Source organism: Paenibacillus puldeungensis, from assembly GCF_042678945.1.
GTDB lineage: Bacteria > Bacillota > Bacilli > Paenibacillales > Paenibacillaceae > Fontibacillus > Fontibacillus puldeungensis.
Genome location: NZ_JBHTLM010000022.1, coordinates 34,331 through 50,835, shown reverse-complemented (window position 1 = coordinate 50,835; position 16,505 = coordinate 34,331). Strand labels below are relative to the sequence as shown.

The following is a 16,505-nucleotide window of genomic DNA, read 5'->3' as shown; positions in this document are numbered from 1 at the left end:
TTATACCGATTCAAAAAATTCAAGCGGTTTGCTGTCAGCCGTCAATGTAACGAACGCTTTTTTCCATTCGGCAGTATATCCGAAGTGGCGTCCGTAACGTTTTGGCTTCGCAGGAACGCGCAGAGTGTTTACGTTGCTTACTTTAACACCAAAGATCGCTTCTACAGCTTTCTTGATTTCGGTTTTGTTGGCGCGAATATCAACTTCAAATACATATTTCAAGTCGTTCATGTATTCAGCCGTACGTTCCGTAATCACCGGGCGTTTAATAATATCACGAGGATCTTTCATTACGCGAGCACCTCCTCTACCTTCTGAACTGCTTCTTTCGTAATGATCAGTTTGTCGTGCGAGAGCACGTCAAGAACATTAATGCCGTCAGCTGCAACAAATTTTACACCTGGGATGTTACGAGCAGAAAGCGCTAAGTTATCATCATAACTAGGAGCTACAACCAAAGCTTTGCGTTCTACTTTCAGATTGTTCAAAATTGCTGCGAATTCTTTCGTTTTAGGAGCATTCATCGTCAGTGCGTCAAGTACGATAATGTCCTTGTCGATCACTTTTGAAGACAGTGCCGATTTGATCGCCAAACGGCGAACTTTCTTCGGCAGTTTGTACGAATAACTGCGAGGAGTCGGTCCAAACACAGTACCGCCGCCTACCCATTGCGGTGCGCGAATGGAGCCTTGACGAGCACGACCTGTACCTTTTTGCTTCCAAGGTTTACGGCCGCCGCCGCGAACTTCGGAGCGTCCTTTAACTTTATGGGTACCAAAACGCAGGGAAGCACGTTGCATAACAACCGCTTCATGAAGCACGTGAACGTTCGGTTCAATTCCGAATACCGCATCGTTCAATTCCACTTCGCCCACTTGGCTACCGCTAATATTGAAAAGTGCTACTTTTGGCATTTATTGTTCCTCCTTTCTATAAACAATTATTTCTTAATAGTTTGTTGGATTTTAACGAAGCTGTTTTTAGGACCCGGAATCGAGCCTTTAACGAGCAGAACATTACGTTCTGTATCTACACGCACAACTTCAAGGTTTTGGATCGTTACAGTTTCGCTGCCCATATGTCCTGGAAGGTGTTTACCTTTAGGTACACGGTTCGCTTGGATGGAGCCCATGGAACCTGGTCTGCGATGGTAACGGGAACCGTGAGCCATAGGACCGCGGCTTTGTCCCCAACGTTTGATAACACCTTGGAATCCTTTACCTTTTGAAATACCTGTTACGTCAACAAATTCGCCTTCAGCAAAAACATCAACTTTGACCTCTTGGCCAACTTCGTATCCTGCCAAATCAACACCGCGAATTTCGCGAACGTAGCGCTTAGGCGTTGCGCCTGCTTTCTTCGCATGCCCAACTTCTGGCTTGTTAGCTCTAACTTCCTTCTTATCGGAGTAACCGATTTGGATCGCTTCATAACCATCGTTCTCCAGATCTTTCTTTTGAAGAACAACGTTTCCGCCAGCCTCAATGACCGTTACAGGAACTACGTTTCCTTCCGGAGTAAACACTTGAGTCATTCCGAGTTTCTTCCCTAAGATACCTTTCATGTTGACACCTCTTTTCCTTTCCTGGTTACCTTACAATAGTAGGTATTACAATTTAATTTCGATATCTACACCGGACGGCAGGTCCAAGCGCATCAAGGCATCCACAGTTTGTGGAGTCGGGTTAACAATGTCGATCAGACGTTTGTGCGTCCGCATTTCGAATTGTTCCCGGGAATCCTTGTACTTGTGTACCGCGCGGAGAATAGTAATAACTTGTTTCTCAGTTGGCAACGGAATCGGCCCGGATACGCCAGCACCCGAACGTTTTGCTGTTTCAACGATTTTCTCTGCGGATTGATCAAGAATTCTGTGGTCGTAAGCTTTCAAACGAATACGAATTTTTTGCTTTGCCATTTTAGTCCCTCCTTCTATCGCCCAATTTAGTATCGGACATACTCCGTGAAAATTTTCTGACCACTCTCCCATGGCAAAGGGGCCGGGTGTGTCAGTAACCTCTCACATCATCGCAACGTCACAGAACAACATTCACTATTATATAGAAAAGATAGGCGTAATGCAAGCACTACTTTTAAAAAAATAAAATCGCCGAATCCTGTACGGATACGGCGATTTCGGACTGGATACATCTACTTAGAGGATGATCATCTCACTTCCAATTCATCGATAAAACTCCAGGCTCCTGCAGCGTCGATCTCAATCTTGACATAGCGTCCTGTAATGTTCGATAGGCCCGCTGTTTTGTATTCGACAGTCTGCGTATCTTCTGTAATACCTTCCGGTTTTGCTGTTACACCAATCTTCTGAAAGTTCAGGTTATCCTCAGAGATATAGTAAACAACCGTTCTCGGTAAAACGATGCCAACCGGTAACTCCTGCAGGAAACCCGCACTGACTCCTATGATATTCTCGCTCTTTCCTAGATCCACAGTCATGGAGTAAGGTTTGTTTAAATTTCTGCCTTGCCAGGCTACATCTGCATAAGTAGCAATCGCCCGATTTCCGTCTGTCAGTTCCACACCTAACAAATCCGAGTAATTGTCATGGGCAGGCTCACTCACTGTATAGGGTTTGCCCTTAGCCAAGTTTTCCTGTAGCGGCGGTGTCATTACCACTTTGGCAGCACTCCGTTCCGATTCATTACCGGCTGCATCTACAGCACTGACCTCATAAGTGTATTCCGTTTCTGGCTCCGCTGTTCTGTCCACGTAGGCTTGCGGCTGAATTAGCTTGGAAGTGAGCGAAACATCGTTTCGGTACACTTTATAGCCGATTACGCCTATGTTATCTAGTGACGGAGCCCACCGCAGCTGTACTGCTGCCGCATAGTCCGATTCGGCCATCAGATCATCAGGCGTTGATGGCGGCACCGTTTCCAATACGCCGTTTTTTACGTAATCCACATAGGTCTGATGGTAAACATTCTTCCCGACATTTGGGCTGTAATAATGACTGTAAGCAAAGGAGATAATATTGTCGACGTAGGGCTCCACACCCTCCAGTTGTTCCACAAACCGGTTCAGCGGCGCGCTTGACCAATCACTATGATCGAACGTCTCGGCATCGGACCAGAATTGTAAACCTTTCTCCGTGTCAACGGCTTCCCGCAGCACCTGAAACCATTCTCTGAAATTGTCCATGTTCAAGCCTCCGGCACCTACGCTATCCTGCGGAGCAAAGATATCGCCTTTACGGAAGTCTGCCGTCTTAAATACGTTCATCCACATCTGTTTGTACGCTTCAGGTTCACCGACAGCGGAATTCATGAAGGGACACAGCATAAAGGGCATTTTTTTATTCAGTTGCTTTACATACCGCAAATTGATGTTGATGGCTTCTGCGAGCGTCTTTTGTTCTTCTATTTTCTGAAAGTTCAAGTTGTCGACTTCCCAGACCCAATACCAGCCGTAAAATGTATTCTTATACTTGCTGTGATACTTCTTATACAGCTCATCAGCGATTATATTTCCCTCTTCCATCTTGGAGTTAAGCCACTTTGGATCTCTAGCAGATTTGCTCCACCAGTCCCCGTCGAAATTCAGTCCCAGAAACACCTTGAACCCAGCCTGCTGCGCGTTACGGAGAATATTATCGACCAAATCTGGATAACCCTCTTCCATGGTGAAATGATCAGAGGGATAAATCGTTCTTGTTGGACCACCATTTGCACTATACGCCGTCGGGGCAAGTATAATATAACGCATTCCCGCTTCCTTCAAATACCTAAACTCACTTTGCCATTTGGCGTCATCCCACGTCCTCACGAGCTCTTTTTGGATAAACGTGCCTTTCGCAATCGGCCAATCATTCTTTTTAAAATCTTCAGCATATGAAATATTGCCTAAACTAAGCAAGATAAGAACTAATGCCATAGACAGAAACAGTGACTTTTTCATTAATCTCTTCATTAAAATCATCTCCCTCTTTCATTCCCACTAGGGTAACATCGTCAATTTGCCTTCCTCAGCACCTTGCGTCTACAGGATTTGCACTGTCTGAAATGAGGGACGGTAACGCCGCCATGCGCTTGGCCAGCCTTGTGATTGAACCTTCTGTAAAGGTGCCCATACTTGTAATAATCTTGTCGCCAAACGGCTCCAGCCAGCGCGGCTCCAGGTAATCCGGTCCAAAGTACGCGCCCAAAATGGAACCGGAGGTTGCCCCAAAGCTATCCGTGTCATTGCCCTGGCTAACCTGCTTGCAGATGCCGTCCCCGATGCTCTCCGCGAATCGGAGCGTGTTAATCAGTGTCCCCACCTCCTGATACACGCAACAGGCAGCGTATTCCTTGTACTTGTGATGGATCCGGTAGTATCCGTCGATCCAATCGGCCGCCCTGCTGATCTCCTCTAGCGAATCAGCGACGATCTTGTAAAAACGACTCCGCTGCGGTACAAACTTAAGCGCGATCTCGAATATACCGAGACGATCCTGCGTCACAGGTGCAGCGGCGATGGCCGCTGCCACGAACATCGTGCCATAGATGCCCGTGCGGCGATGCGTCCAGCTCGCATCACGCCATGCCAGCTCTGCAGCGAGCTCCGGCTTGCCTAGGCAGGCGTAGCCGTAGGCATCTGCGCGGATTAGCGCGCCGCACAGCTCTTCTCCGGGATTCAGGAACTCTGGCCATGCGCTGACATCGTTACTCTCCTGTGGGAGCAGCGATTCGAGCCCCGCCTTAAGCAGCATGTTCCGTTCCGGCCCCCAGGTTTGTTGAATCGGCAAATAGTCAAGCCACAGCTTACGAATGTCGTCCTGGGTAAACGCAATGCCATGTTTCTCGAGAAGCAGCATGCCCATGATCGTATACGTAATGTCATCGTCCGGTGCCACATAGGAGATTCGACCACGAACGGTTTCGGTCCAAGAAATATTGCGCCTGCCGTAAACATCAAGCATTTTTTCGGAAATGTAGTCGTCCAGTGGCCATTCCCCCGTTTGTTCCAGTGCCTTGCGCACATCATCCAGCGAGGCAAACGGATATTCTTCGATCGGTTTACCGAGGATACAGCCGCACAAGGAGGACAGGAAGGCGGTCTCGGCACGAGATGCCTTCTCTTCATTTGTAAGCGAGCCAATCTCATGGGGTCTTGAAGGATCGGACTCCGTACGAATCTCGTCTAGGCCGCTTGGTTCAACGTAGGGCCAATCCTCACGAAAGGGAAGCCCTGAAAGCTGTAGCGCAAACCCATTCATCGCATCATAGCTGTCAGGAAGCTGAGTAAGTTTTTCCTGTAACCCCATTACATCATGGCCCTGCTGTTCCTTCGTTCTGATGACGCTTTGCAGCAGGCCACGCAATACTCCATAGGATGGCAACATGATTATTCACAACCTCTCCGGTTATTTGGAAAGTGCACCATTAATTTCACCTAGTACGACTTTCACCTTTGGTTCGACCGACTTCTTCCAATCGCTCCAGGCTGTCTCGATATCTTTGTTCTCAAGAATTATCTGGGTAATAGAATCGTCGATTACAACGTTAAATCGCTCTTTATTCGGTGCGGACAGGAACATGACATCATAATCCGGTGGAACCAGATTCGTGATTTTCTCCTTAACCCGAAACATGTTGACAGCGGTATTCCGTATGCTCTCGGGTAAGGAAGGATCTTGAGCCGACCAATCATCCGGCAAGACGACCTTTGTATAGAAGAAGTAATAGGAAGGATACATGTCACCCATATATTTGAAGTTGCCCTGTTCGTCTTTTTCCCGGGTAATCACCAGTTTGTCTCCTTCCATCTTGTAATCCTTTCCCTCCACTCCCGCGAAAATAAGCCGCTGTCCTTCCGGTGTGGCGATATAGTCTAAAATGGATAGAATCCGGTCGAACGTTTCGTCATCCAGCTTGGGACTAAACACCTCACCGGCCCAATAGTTCAGAATATTTTGTTGACCATGGAATTTACCATCAGGGCCAACAACCGTAGCTAGACCGATTGCTTCTTCCGGGTTAATCCCGGGATTGGCTTTGGCAAACGCCTGATATCTTTCATTGACGTTTGCGGCCGAAGCCCCGTCAATGAACATACCGCTGATCCCGGTATCGAATTTGTCGTAATGCTCTTTGCCTTTGAATGTGTAATAATCTTTATCGATAAAGCCTTGCTTGAAGTAGTTGGAAAAGCTCTTGATCCCATCCAGCGTAGAATCTTCCATCCCTCCCCAAATATATTTGCCGTCAGCTGCTTTATAGAACTGGTTGTAAAACGAATTGTGTGTTTGAATGAAGGCACTGTACAACTGATATGGCTGGGAGGAAATGCCGATGGTCCGCCCTGCGCCGTTTCCGCCCGGATCCTGAGCGACGAATGCTTTCCCTAACTCGGCCAACTGCTCGGCAGTAATAGTGTCACCGATTTGGATACCCAATTTGGTAGCCCAATCTTTTCGATAGTATAAAACTTTAGCGTCCAGAACGAGGTCGGTCGTCTCCGTTACCGGCGTGTAGTAGATCACGTTAGGAACCATATAGAGCCGACCATCGGGATCAAGCGACTTCAGGTAATCGGCAAGCCCCGTTTTTGATAAAGCTTTTGCCAGATTCGGATATTTTTGTTCATAGTCTTTCGGTAACGGCTTTATTAACCCCTGTTTCGAATAATTCATATAGTCCTTAAAATCGAAATTCCAGAACATCATGTCCGGCATATCTCCGGAATTGATCCAGATACGATCCCGCTCCACCCAGTTATCCCAACTCAGCGGAATCAGCTTGTATTCGAAATTAAATTTCTCGTCGAAACCTTTATAGATGGCATCGTCCATGTAATTACCGTCGTCACTAAGGTCCAAGGATGTGGCGGAAAACGTAACTCTGTTTTCAAAGCGCTTGCTTTCGGCCGTATCGGTGGACGCGGGACCATTCGTTGCTTCATTCGGTGGAGCGGATGAAGCATCCTTTGAATTGCCGGATGAGCATCCGGCTAGTCCAGAAAAGAGCACAACGATGATGCTGAAGCGAATGACCCATTTTTCCGAAAATTTCACGTTTGTTTTCCTCCTTTTTCGTTCATGATTTTACAGATCCGACCAAAATCCCTTTCATGAAATATTTTTGCAGGAACGGGTAAGTGAACATGATCGGAGCCATTGTGATGAACACAGCTGCCATCTTCACACCGTCTTCGAATACCGTCTTTCGAATCGATACGTTACGACTGCCAATATCATCGATCGTGGACATGACGATGCTTCGGAGCACCAACTGCAGTGGCCATTTCTGTCCTTCGCGGAGAAACAGCATTGCGTTGAACCATTCGTTCCAGCGATCGACTGAAAAGAACAGCGTGACGGTCGCCACGATCGGTAGTGCTAGGGGAAGCATAATCCGCACCAAAATAACGAGATCGTTCGCGCCATCGATCTTCGCAGATTCCTCCAGCGCAGCAGGAATTTCCGCAAAATAGGTCCGCATCAGCAGAAGATAGAAAGTGTTGGCTCCGTAAACGAGAATAACGGAGACCAGATGATTCATCATTCCGAGATCCCTCACCAGCAAATAAAACGGAATCAATCCCCCGCTGAAATACATAGTAAATACTACCAATGCAGTGATGATTCGCTTACCCGGAAATCGTTCGCGTGACAACGCGTAAGCGGTTAATGCAGTCGTCAGCATATTGTATGGAACACCGATCAGTAGAATGAGCAGCGTATTCATATAGCCATGACCTATTCGAGAACTGCTGAAGATATAGGTGTAAGCGTCGAATGTTATATTTTTCGGAAACAGCATAAACGGTGTAGTCATATACTCCTTTTGCGACACAAGCGAGATCAATACCGCGTTGTAGAAGGGATAGAGAATCGTAACGGCAGCGAGGCCAAGTACCGCTGCATTTACGAGGTAGAACCAGTTCAGTTTTCTCGTTTGCCCGTCCGGCCTTTGTACCTTCGCCATAGTTCTAGCGCTCCTTTCATTAGAAAATCCCACGCTCGCCGATCGCTTTGGCCAGCCGATCGAACATCATCAATAGCGCAAAGTTAATGAGTGCCTTAAACAAACCAACAGCAGTACTAAAACCGAAGTCCCCGGAAGTCTGGAAAGTAATACGGTATATATAAGTATCAAGAATGTCGCTGACAGGCAAAACGGCCGGATTGTACATATTAAAGATCTGATCGAAACCGGCATTCATCGTATTCCCCACCGACAGAAGCAACATCAACACTACAGCGGATCGAATACCCGGCCACGTGATATAGATCATCCTCTGAAACCGATTCGCCCCGTCCATATATGCAGCTTCGTACAGATCGGGACTGATCGAGGCAATCGAAGCGAGGTAGATGATGGCCGTCCAGCCTGAGCTTTTCCAAATATCCGAAATGTATAGCAGCGGTCGGAACATATCCTGATTGGCCAAAAACATCTGCTCTTCGATGCCGAACAAGCCAAGGATATGATTGACTGCTCCGTCCGTACCAAAAATGCTCACGATCATTCCGGAAACGATGACCCATGACAAAAAATTAGGGAAGGTAAAAATCGTCTGCAGTGTTTTCTTATATCTTCCCTCTCTCAGTTCGTTGAGCAGCAGTGCCAGCACGATCGGCACCGGGAACTGGAACAACAAGCGGCTGAAGCTAATGACGATCGTATTTTTGAACGCCCTCCAAAATTCCTGGTCCTTAAAAATGTACTCATAATGCTGAAGTCCGACGAAAGGGCTGCCCCAGATCCCCTCGCTCGCCCTGAAGTCTTTGAATGCCAGTTGAATGCCGTACATAGGGGCATAACAAAACAAACCGTAATAAAGTAAGCCGGGCAATAAAATCAAATAGATGTATCTGTTTCTTAAAATATCTCTGCCGAGTGTCCTGATCGAGACAGGGTAGACAGCCGTTTTCCCCGACTTTGCCAACTTTTTGACCCTCCCCTCACCTTGGTTTAAGTCGACTATACCGTCATGGGCTTTTTAAGGTATAGTTTCTATTTTTGACTCGGTCTGGTTGCATATGAAGAAACACCTTTGCAAAAAAAGATAAGGCCACGCAGTTCAACGCGCAGCCTCATTCTCCCTGCCTCCAGCCCTTCGTGCGTCCAGCCGGAAGTCGCTCCTATATTTGCCCGGAGGCACCCCTGTGATCTGTTTGAATACACGGGTGAAATTTTGGGTCGTGGTATACCTCAGCCTGTCTGCAATTTCTTTGATCGACATATCTGAGTACACTAGCCACTCCTTTGCTTTGGAAATGCGGTAGTAAAGAACATAATCGACGAAGTTCACATTCATCGTCTGTTTGAAGAAACGGCTGAGTTGCGAAGAGGAAACACCGAGCTCCCCCGCTATTTGTTGCAGTGAAAAATCCTGATCAAAATGCTCATGGATATATTTCATGGTTGCCTCAGCGATTTGATGACCTTTATCCTTCGACAGACTATCCAGATGTTGTTTCACTGCAGGGAAAAAGGTATTGTTGAACCACCCCTGTGCAAGGCAGAGTGTATTCTGTTCATACAGTTCTGTATATGGATTAAATCCGATCAATTCCTGCAAGGTATGGCCCTGCACTTCCACCATCAACTGATCCACTTCTTCGAGAAAATAGGTCAGCATGCCTTGAATCATTCGAAAATCCGGAAGATGTTTGGGGAGCGTTTCCAACATCTCTTTAAATTGATTTTCAGCCAAAGTGATGTCTCCCTCCGAAACACTGCTCAAAATGCGTTTGTACCATTTTGCCGTGATTCGGTCTTCAGGCTGTATCTTTTCAGATTGCTCCACATCATCGCAGGTTATGGTCACATCTGAGCCGAGCAAATATCGGTAGTTCATCAAATTCTGAGCCTTTTGATAGCTATGGGGAATCTCTTGCAGACCGCAAACAGCCGAAGCAATAGCTACCGTAGCGGTGAACTTGAACTGATCACGCGTTTTCTCACGAATTTCCGCACCAAGTTTTCTGATTTGTTCGTTACTGTCCACATCAGCTCTACTCGATAATGCTAAAAATACAATCTGGCCAGGTTGGGGGTTCACGGTCAAGCATGTATAGCTTTCGCTGCATACCTTCCAAATTATCGTTGAAAGCTCAATCATCATGGATGTACGATCCTCATGCCAATACATCTGCATAAACTCATGCAGCGCATCGACCTCGACGATACCGATATAATACCACTTCCCATGGATTGTTAGATCCACCTGCCTCATCCGTTCCAGAAGTTCCGACTCAGTGAGATTTCCATTAAGCAACTGGAGGATCACACTGTTCTGCACTAGAGGCTGTTGTTCAAACAGCCTGCTGGTCAGCCGTTCGTTCGTTTCAGACATGGCACTCATAAAGGAATCGATCGCCGTAATACTGTCCGCTCCCTTGTCAGGAGGCACAGGAAGCTTCAAAGATATGCGCCGTATCGGGGAGTACATTTTTCGGTAGCTGATATAGACTACACCGCCCCATAAAAAGACGACTGCAGCTACAATCGACCAGGTCCATCGCTTTATTTGCTCTGCCTTCAATTTCAACTCCTTGCTCGGTGTCACCGCCAGATAAGTCCATGAGTTAGTAACCGACTTGAAGGTAGTCACACTGTAATCCTCGTTATCCAAATGCGATGAACCGGATATGGCGTCGAGATTACTCCAATACGGGTATAAGACGGAAGTGCTCGAAATCCTTGTACCAATGTCTTCCGAATGCGGACTGAGTACGATTCGCCCTTGACCGTCTATTACGAACACTCCCGTTGAACCGATGTCAACCTGATTAAGGTATTCATAAAATTTTGTAATATCCACTTGTAACACGACTATTCCGTCAATGGGGTTTTCTACAGAAACAGGCTTAATGATAAGCAGATTTTTCTGGTTGGGATACATGTTGGGTGTGATGACAGTTATCCCAGTATATTGGGGACTAACTGCCTTAACAATTGATGGGTAATAGAGAGTCCTCAGCGATGATGGTCCGTTAAGCGTGGAGTACACCTGGTTGTGCTGTGGATAGAGAAGCGTGACGCTAAAGGGAATTCGGGCCACGCTTCGATACTTTTTAACCGTATCGATCATACTCATCGTCGTTTGAAATTGTTCGCGAGAAATCCCTTTTATAAAAGATTCACGCACAATCAAATCTTCAGATATTTGTAGCGAGGAGACTTTTAGCTCAGACAAAAAAGCATTCAGCTGATATTCGATCTGCTTGAGAATCATCTGGTGGTTCTTATCCACTTCAGCTTGCACACTAACGATTAGTAAATAGGAGGATACGATTCCCAGCAGCGGGGCGGGAAATAGACTTAAAAACAAGGTGGCTGTCAACATTCTTGTCTGAAAAGTCATATTTTGAAAGAGTCGGTGCTTTCTAAACATCGGCATGCCCCCATTCACTTAATCAATTTTAAGCGCTTTCAACATATCTCATAAACCATTATTCTTTTTCTGCTCATCTGACTATCAATATAGCGTATTACGGTGTTTTTATCCATATTCCGTTTCTGTTTTGAAGATTATTTTCTTCCATTCAAACAAAAAAAGAGCTGTCCCCGTACGAAACAGGGAACAGCTCTTTCTATTGGCGGTTAAGCCAAATTATTTGTTGATCTTAACAACAGCGCCGGATCCAACTGTACGGCCGCCTTCACGAATAGAGAAACGAGTTCCTTCTTCGATAGCGATCGGAGCGATCAGGTCAACAGTTACTTCGATGTTGTCGCCAGGCATAACCATTTCAGTACCTTCTGGCAGGTGGATAACACCAGTTACGTCAGTTGTACGGAAATAGAATTGTGGACGGTAGCCAGTGAAGAAAGGTTTATGACGTCCACCTTCTTCTTTCGTCAATACGTATACTTGAGCGGTAAAGTTAGTATGCGGATGAACGGTAGCTGGTTTAGACAATACTTGACCACGTTCGATTTCTTTACGGTCAACACCGCGGAGCAATGCGCCGATGTTGTCGCCCGCTTGTGCGGAATCGAGCAATTTACGGAACATTTCAACGCCGGTAACAACGGATTTCTTAGTGTCTTCGTGGATACCCACGATTTCAACTTCGTCGCCGACTTTAACTGTACCACGTTCTACACGGCCAGTTGCAACAGTACCACGACCAGTGATGGAGAATACGTCTTCGACTGGCATCAAGAATGGTTTGTCGATAGGACGTTCTGGAAGCGGAATGTATTCGTCGATAACTTCGAACATTTCAACGATTTTTTCAGCCCAAGGGCCGTCAGGGTTTTGAAGAGCTTCACGAGCAGAACCGCGGACGATTGGAGTGTCGTCGCCTGGGAATTCATATTCGTTGAGCAGGTCGCGAACTTCCATTTCAACCAATTCCAAGAGTTCTTCGTCTTCAACCATGTCGCATTTGTTCAAGAATACAACGATGTAAGGAACGCCTACGTTACGGGACAACAGGATGTGTTCGCGAGTTTGCGGCATTGGGCCGTCAGCTGCGGATACAACCAGGATAGCGCCGTCCATTTGAGCTGCGCCGGTGATCATGTTTTTAACATAGTCGGCGTGCCCTGGGCAGTCAACGTGTGCGTAGTGGCGGTTAGGAGTTTCGTATTCAACGTGTGCCGTCGAAATTGTGATACCGCGTTCGCGTTCTTCTGGAGCTTTGTCAATTTGGTCGAATGCTACAGCAGCACCGCCATATTTTTTAGACAATACAGTCGTGATGGCTGCAGTCAGAGTTGTTTTACCATGGTCGACGTGACCAATTGTACCGATGTTAACATGCGGTTTTGTACGTTCGTATTTAGCCTTTGCCATTTTAAACAGTTCCTCCTTAAAATATGAATTGTTATGTTTGACCGACCGGAAGAATGAATCTTCCGATCAGTAAGTACATGAAATTATTCTCCGCTTCCGCCTTTGTGCTTGGAAACGATTTCTTCGGCGATAGTCTTCGGAACTTCTTCGTAATGAGAAAGTTCCATCGAGAAGACACCGCGTCCTTGCGTACCGGAACGAAGCGTTGTAGAGTACCCGAACATTTCGGAAAGAGGTACCTTAGCACGGATGATTTGTGCGCCAGCACGAGAGTCCATACCCTCGATGCGTCCGCGACGGGAATTCAGCATACCCATAACATCACCCATGTACTCTTCAGGTACCGTAACTTCAACCTTCATAATCGGCTCGAGGAGAACTGGACTACATTTCTCCTTGGCTGCTTTAAGTGCCATGGAACCCGCAATCTTAAACGCCATTTCACTGGAATCGACATCATGGTAGGAACCGTCAACGATTGTTGCTTTGACGTCAACAACCGGGAAGCCAGCAAGAACACCGTTCTGCATTGATTCCTCGATACCTTGTTGAGCAGGTCCAATATATTCTCTAGGAACGGAACCACCGACGATTTTGCTTTCGAATTGGTTACCAGTACCCGGTTCGAGAGGTTCGAATTCAACCCATACGTGACCGTATTGACCACGACCACCAGACTGACGAACGAATTTACCTTCGACGCGTGCAGGCACTTTGAACGTTTCACGATAAGCAACTTGAGGTTTACCTACATTAGTCTCAACTTTGAATTCACGGCGCATCCGATCGATGATGATATCCAGGTGAAGCTCACCCATACCAGCAAGGATTGTTTGACCAGTTTCTTCGTTCGTATGAGCACGAAGTGTAGGGTCTTCCTCTGTCAGTTTACCAAGAGCAACGCCCATTTTATCCTGGTCGGCTTTTGTCTTAGGTTCTACGGCAATTTCGATAACCGGATCAGGGAAGTTCATGGATTCCAGAATAACCGGAGCCTTCTCATCACACAGTGTATCACCCGTACCTGTATCTTTCAAACCAACAGCCGATGCAATGTCACCAGCATACACTTCGCTGATTTCTTGGCGGTGGTTGGCGTGCATTTGCAGGATACGACCGATCCGTTCACGTTTGCCTTTCGTTGCATTCAGCACGTAAGAGCCGGATTGCAATACACCGGAGTACACGCGGAAGAACGTAAGTTTACCAACATAAGGGTCAGTCATGATTTTAAATGCAAGCGCCGAGAACGGCTCTTCGTCCGAAGAGTGGCGTTCAACTTCCGAACCGTCTTCCAAGTGACCTTGGATGCTCGGTACGTCAATCGGAGCTGGCAAGTAATCGATAACAGCGTCCAGCATGAGCTGAACCCCTTTGTTACGATAAGAAGAACCACAGATAACTGGGAAGATTTTTACTTCACAAACGCCTTTACGAAGTGCATCTTTCAGTTCTTCAACGGTGATTTCCTCGCCTTCGAGGTATTTCATCGTCAATTCTTCATCAAGCTCAGCGACCTTCTCAACCAATTCCGCGCGAAGTTCTTCAACTTTAGCAGCGTATTCAGCTGGAATTTCCACTTCATCAATTTCTTGACCCAAATCGTCTTTGTACATATACGCTTTTTGACCGACGATGTCGATAATCCCGACAAAGTCATTTTCTGCACCGATTGGCAGTTGAATCGCAACTGCGTTCGCTTGCAGACGATCGCGCATGTCTTTTACAACGTTCAGGAAGTCGGCACCAATAATATCCATTTTGTTGACATAGGCGATCCGAGGAACACCATAGCGGTCAGCTTGTCTCCAAACGGTTTCGGACTGAGGCTCAACGCCTTCTTTCGCACTGAATACGCCTACAGCCCCGTCCAATACACGAAGGGAACGTTCGACTTCAACGGTGAAGTCGACGTGTCCCGGGGTATCGATGATATTAACGCGGTGACCTTTCCATTGAGCGGTTGTCGCAGCGGACGTAATCGTGATTCCGCGCTCTTGTTCCTGCTCCATCCAGTCCATTGTCGCAGCACCCTCGTGAACTTCACCGATTTTGTGCGTACGGCCTGTATAGAACAAGATCCGTTCCGTCGTGGTTGTCTTACCGGCGTCAATATGCGCCATGATCCCGATGTTACGTGTATTTTTCAAGGAGAACTCTCTTGCCATGAATCTGTCTCCCTTCAAAATAAAAGTTTTAGGTTGTGAGCGAAAATCCTACCAACGGTAGTGTGCGAACGCTTTGTTCGCTTCAGCCATTTTGTGCGTATCTTCGCGTTTCTTAACGGAAGCGCCTGTGTTATTGGATGCATCGATGATTTCAGCAGCCAAACGCTCTTCCATCGTTTTCTCACCGCGGTTGCGGGAGTAGTTTACGAGCCAACGTAATCCTAGGGATGTACGTCTCTCTGGTTTTACTTCGATCGGCACTTGGTAGTTAGCACCACCTACACGGCGAGCTTTAACTTCCAGTACAGGCATGATGTTCTTGATTGCTGCTTCAAACACTTCCATTGGGTCATTACCCGTACGCTCTTGAATGATGTTGAACGCATTGTAAAGGATGCTTTGAGCAACTCCACGTTTACCGTCAAGCATGATGCGGTTGATCAAGCGAGTAACAAGTTTGCTGTTATACACTGGATCCGGCAATACGTCTCTTTTAGTAACTGGACCTTTGCGTGGCATAGTTATCCCCCTTTCAGCAATATTTCAAACCTATCTTAAGGTTCTGAAAAAAGTCTCTTGATGTAATCTTACGATTTTTTAGCTTTCGGACGTTTTGCACCGTATTTAGAACGGCTTTGCATCCGATTGTTAACGCCTGCAGTATCCAAAGCTCCACGTACGATGTGATAACGTACCCCTGGAAGGTCTTTGACCCGGCCTCCACGAATCAACACAACGCTGTGCTCTTGCAGGTTATGTCCGATCCCTGGAATGTAAGCTGTCACCTCTACGCGGTTCGTCAAACGAACACGGGCATATTTACGAAGTGCGGAGTTAGGTTTCTTAGGAGTCATTGTACCTACACGAGTGCAAACGCCGCGTTTTTGCGGAGAGCTCAAATCAGTAGCCTCACGTTTCAGAGCGTTAAAACCTCTTTGCAGCGCTGGCGATTTAGATTTGTACACCTTATCTTGGCGTCCTTTGCGTACTAACTGGTTAATAGTTGGCATGTTGTTGCCACCCCCTTCCTCAGAATTCATGTTTCTTTACAAACCTTGCGATTAAGCCCACAGACCCAGGCGGTTCATAAAAGAACAAAGGAAAAGTTTTTGCAGAAGAGTTTTGCTCTTCCAGCAAAAACGTTTCAATCAACTATGGTTTTACAATCGCAACCATCGCTGCTCCCACTTCAATCCCGCAAGCTTTCCCGAGATTGACCATCGTATCCACATAAGTGACTTTGACGGCATGTTGGTTGCATAAAGCGACAATCTTTGATGTAAGACGCGGATCTGCATTCTCAGCTACGTAAACTTCCTCGGCCCGTCCCAATTCAACCATTCTCATGGTTTGCTTGGTGCCGATCTTGACCGGTGCGTCCCGCAGTCCTTTATCATTAGACATCATAAACGTCCTCCAAAGTACAGGGTATATCCGTACTCACGCACTATGATATAGTAGCACTCTGATATAGGCAATGTCAAGAAGAATATTGACTGCATTTCAGAGATTTTTAGAATCTTCGAATCGTGAGTCATTAATAAAGCCGGCGCACCCCTTAAACGTATGTTCTTAGGGTCA

15 protein-coding genes are annotated in these 16,505 nt (G+C 46.7%); all 15 read right to left on the bottom strand.

The features are described from left to right. Positions 1 to 291 carry a 50S ribosomal protein L23 gene (rplW, locus tag ACFQ3W_RS21865; protein ID WP_379321362.1) on the bottom strand — a complete coding sequence of 97 codons (291 nt, stop codon included), beginning with the start codon at positions 289 to 291 and terminating at the stop codon, positions 1 to 3. After that, entirely contained in the window at positions 291 to 914 is a 624-nt protein-coding gene (rplD, locus tag ACFQ3W_RS21860) for a 50S ribosomal protein L4 (protein WP_379321361.1), read from the bottom strand. Before rplD ends, rplW begins: the two co-directional genes overlap by 1 nt. A 26-nt stretch (positions 915 to 940) precedes the next feature. Then, positions 941 to 1,564, bottom strand: coding sequence for a 50S ribosomal protein L3 (gene rplC, locus ACFQ3W_RS21855; protein ID WP_379321360.1), 624 nt, complete (start codon positions 1,562 to 1,564; stop codon positions 941 to 943). A 45-nt stretch (positions 1,565 to 1,609) separates the two neighbouring features. Beyond that, complete coding sequence (gene rpsJ / locus ACFQ3W_RS21850; protein WP_006676490.1) at positions 1,610 to 1,918, bottom strand: 30S ribosomal protein S10; 309 nt, start codon at positions 1,916 to 1,918, stop codon at positions 1,610 to 1,612. 248 nt (positions 1,919 to 2,166) lie between these two features. Further along, a complete protein-coding gene (locus tag ACFQ3W_RS21845) occupies positions 2,167 to 3,930 on the bottom strand; it encodes a DUF4434 domain-containing protein (protein WP_379321359.1) in 1,764 nt (587 codons plus the stop codon). Positions 3,931 to 3,985: 55 nt separating this feature from the next. Further along, the gene (locus ACFQ3W_RS21840; protein WP_379321358.1) at positions 3,986 to 5,344 is read right to left on the bottom strand and encodes an ADP-ribosylglycohydrolase family protein; all 1,359 of its coding nucleotides are present in this window, start codon (positions 5,342 to 5,344) and stop codon (positions 3,986 to 3,988) included. A 21-nt stretch (positions 5,345 to 5,365) separates the two neighbouring features. Continuing rightward, on the bottom strand, positions 5,366 to 7,015 hold the full coding sequence (locus tag ACFQ3W_RS21835; protein WP_379321357.1) for an extracellular solute-binding protein: 1,650 nt from the start codon (positions 7,013 to 7,015) through the stop codon (positions 5,366 to 5,368). A 22-nt stretch (positions 7,016 to 7,037) separates the two neighbouring features. Further along, positions 7,038 to 7,928 (bottom strand): carbohydrate ABC transporter permease, encoded by an 891-nt coding sequence (locus ACFQ3W_RS21830; RefSeq protein WP_379321356.1) that lies wholly within the window; start codon positions 7,926 to 7,928, stop codon positions 7,038 to 7,040. 19 nt (positions 7,929 to 7,947) lie between these two features. After that, complete coding sequence (locus ACFQ3W_RS21825) at positions 7,948 to 8,892, bottom strand: ABC transporter permease (protein ID WP_379321355.1); 945 nt, start codon at positions 8,890 to 8,892, stop codon at positions 7,948 to 7,950. A 135-nt stretch (positions 8,893 to 9,027) separates the two neighbouring features. After that, on the bottom strand, positions 9,028 to 11,352 hold the full coding sequence (locus ACFQ3W_RS21820) for a helix-turn-helix domain-containing protein (RefSeq protein WP_379321354.1): 2,325 nt from the start codon (positions 11,350 to 11,352) through the stop codon (positions 9,028 to 9,030). A gap of 213 nt (positions 11,353 to 11,565) precedes the next feature. Then, positions 11,566 to 12,756 carry an elongation factor Tu gene (tuf, locus tag ACFQ3W_RS21815; RefSeq protein WP_379321353.1) on the bottom strand — a complete coding sequence of 397 codons (1,191 nt, stop codon included), beginning with the start codon at positions 12,754 to 12,756 and terminating at the stop codon, positions 11,566 to 11,568. An 83-nt stretch (positions 12,757 to 12,839) separates the two neighbouring features. After that, positions 12,840 to 14,924, bottom strand: coding sequence for an elongation factor G (gene fusA, locus ACFQ3W_RS21810; protein WP_379321352.1), 2,085 nt, complete (start codon positions 14,922 to 14,924; stop codon positions 12,840 to 12,842). Between the two features lie 48 nt (positions 14,925 to 14,972). Beyond that, positions 14,973 to 15,443 carry a 30S ribosomal protein S7 gene (gene rpsG / locus ACFQ3W_RS21805; protein ID WP_046680956.1) on the bottom strand — a complete coding sequence of 157 codons (471 nt, stop codon included), beginning with the start codon at positions 15,441 to 15,443 and terminating at the stop codon, positions 14,973 to 14,975. Between the two features lie 68 nt (positions 15,444 to 15,511). Beyond that, complete coding sequence (gene rpsL / locus ACFQ3W_RS21800; protein WP_379321351.1) at positions 15,512 to 15,934, bottom strand: 30S ribosomal protein S12; 423 nt, start codon at positions 15,932 to 15,934, stop codon at positions 15,512 to 15,514. A 142-nt stretch (positions 15,935 to 16,076) separates the two neighbouring features. Next, entirely contained in the window at positions 16,077 to 16,328 is a 252-nt protein-coding gene (locus ACFQ3W_RS21795) for a ribosomal L7Ae/L30e/S12e/Gadd45 family protein (protein WP_379321394.1), read from the bottom strand. Positions 16,329 to 16,505 lie beyond the last annotated feature (177 nt).

Bases quoted from the DNA above. Each gene is read 5' to 3' on its own strand.
- rplW (WP_379321362.1), bottom strand. From the start codon at position 291: ATGAAAGATCCTCGTGATATTATTAAACGCCCGGTGATTACGGAACGT.
- rplD (WP_379321361.1), bottom strand. From the start codon at position 914: ATGCCAAAAGTAGCACTTTTCAATATTAGCGGTAGCCAAGTGGGCGAA.
- rplC (WP_379321360.1), bottom strand. From the start codon at position 1,564: ATGAAAGGTATCTTAGGGAAGAAACTCGGAATGACTCAAGTGTTTACT.
- rpsJ (WP_006676490.1), bottom strand. From the start codon at position 1,918: ATGGCAAAGCAAAAAATTCGTATTCGTTTGAAAGCTTACGACCACAGA.
- ACFQ3W_RS21845 (WP_379321359.1), bottom strand. From the start codon at position 3,930: ATGAAGAGATTAATGAAAAAGTCACTGTTTCTGTCTATGGCATTAGTT.
- ACFQ3W_RS21840 (WP_379321358.1), bottom strand. From the start codon at position 5,344: ATGTTGCCATCCTATGGAGTATTGCGTGGCCTGCTGCAAAGCGTCATC.
- ACFQ3W_RS21830 (WP_379321356.1), bottom strand. From the start codon at position 7,928: ATGGCGAAGGTACAAAGGCCGGACGGGCAAACGAGAAAACTGAACTGG.
- ACFQ3W_RS21820 (WP_379321354.1), bottom strand. From the start codon at position 11,352: ATGCCGATGTTTAGAAAGCACCGACTCTTTCAAAATATGACTTTTCAG.
- tuf (WP_379321353.1), bottom strand. From the start codon at position 12,756: ATGGCAAAGGCTAAATACGAACGTACAAAACCGCATGTTAACATCGGT.
- fusA (WP_379321352.1), bottom strand. From the start codon at position 14,924: ATGGCAAGAGAGTTCTCCTTGAAAAATACACGTAACATCGGGATCATG.
- rpsG (WP_046680956.1), bottom strand. From the start codon at position 15,443: ATGCCACGCAAAGGTCCAGTTACTAAAAGAGACGTATTGCCGGATCCA.
- rpsL (WP_379321351.1), bottom strand. From the start codon at position 15,934: ATGCCAACTATTAACCAGTTAGTACGCAAAGGACGCCAAGATAAGGTG.
- ACFQ3W_RS21795 (WP_379321394.1), bottom strand. From the start codon at position 16,328: ATGTCTAATGATAAAGGACTGCGGGACGCACCGGTCAAGATCGGCACC.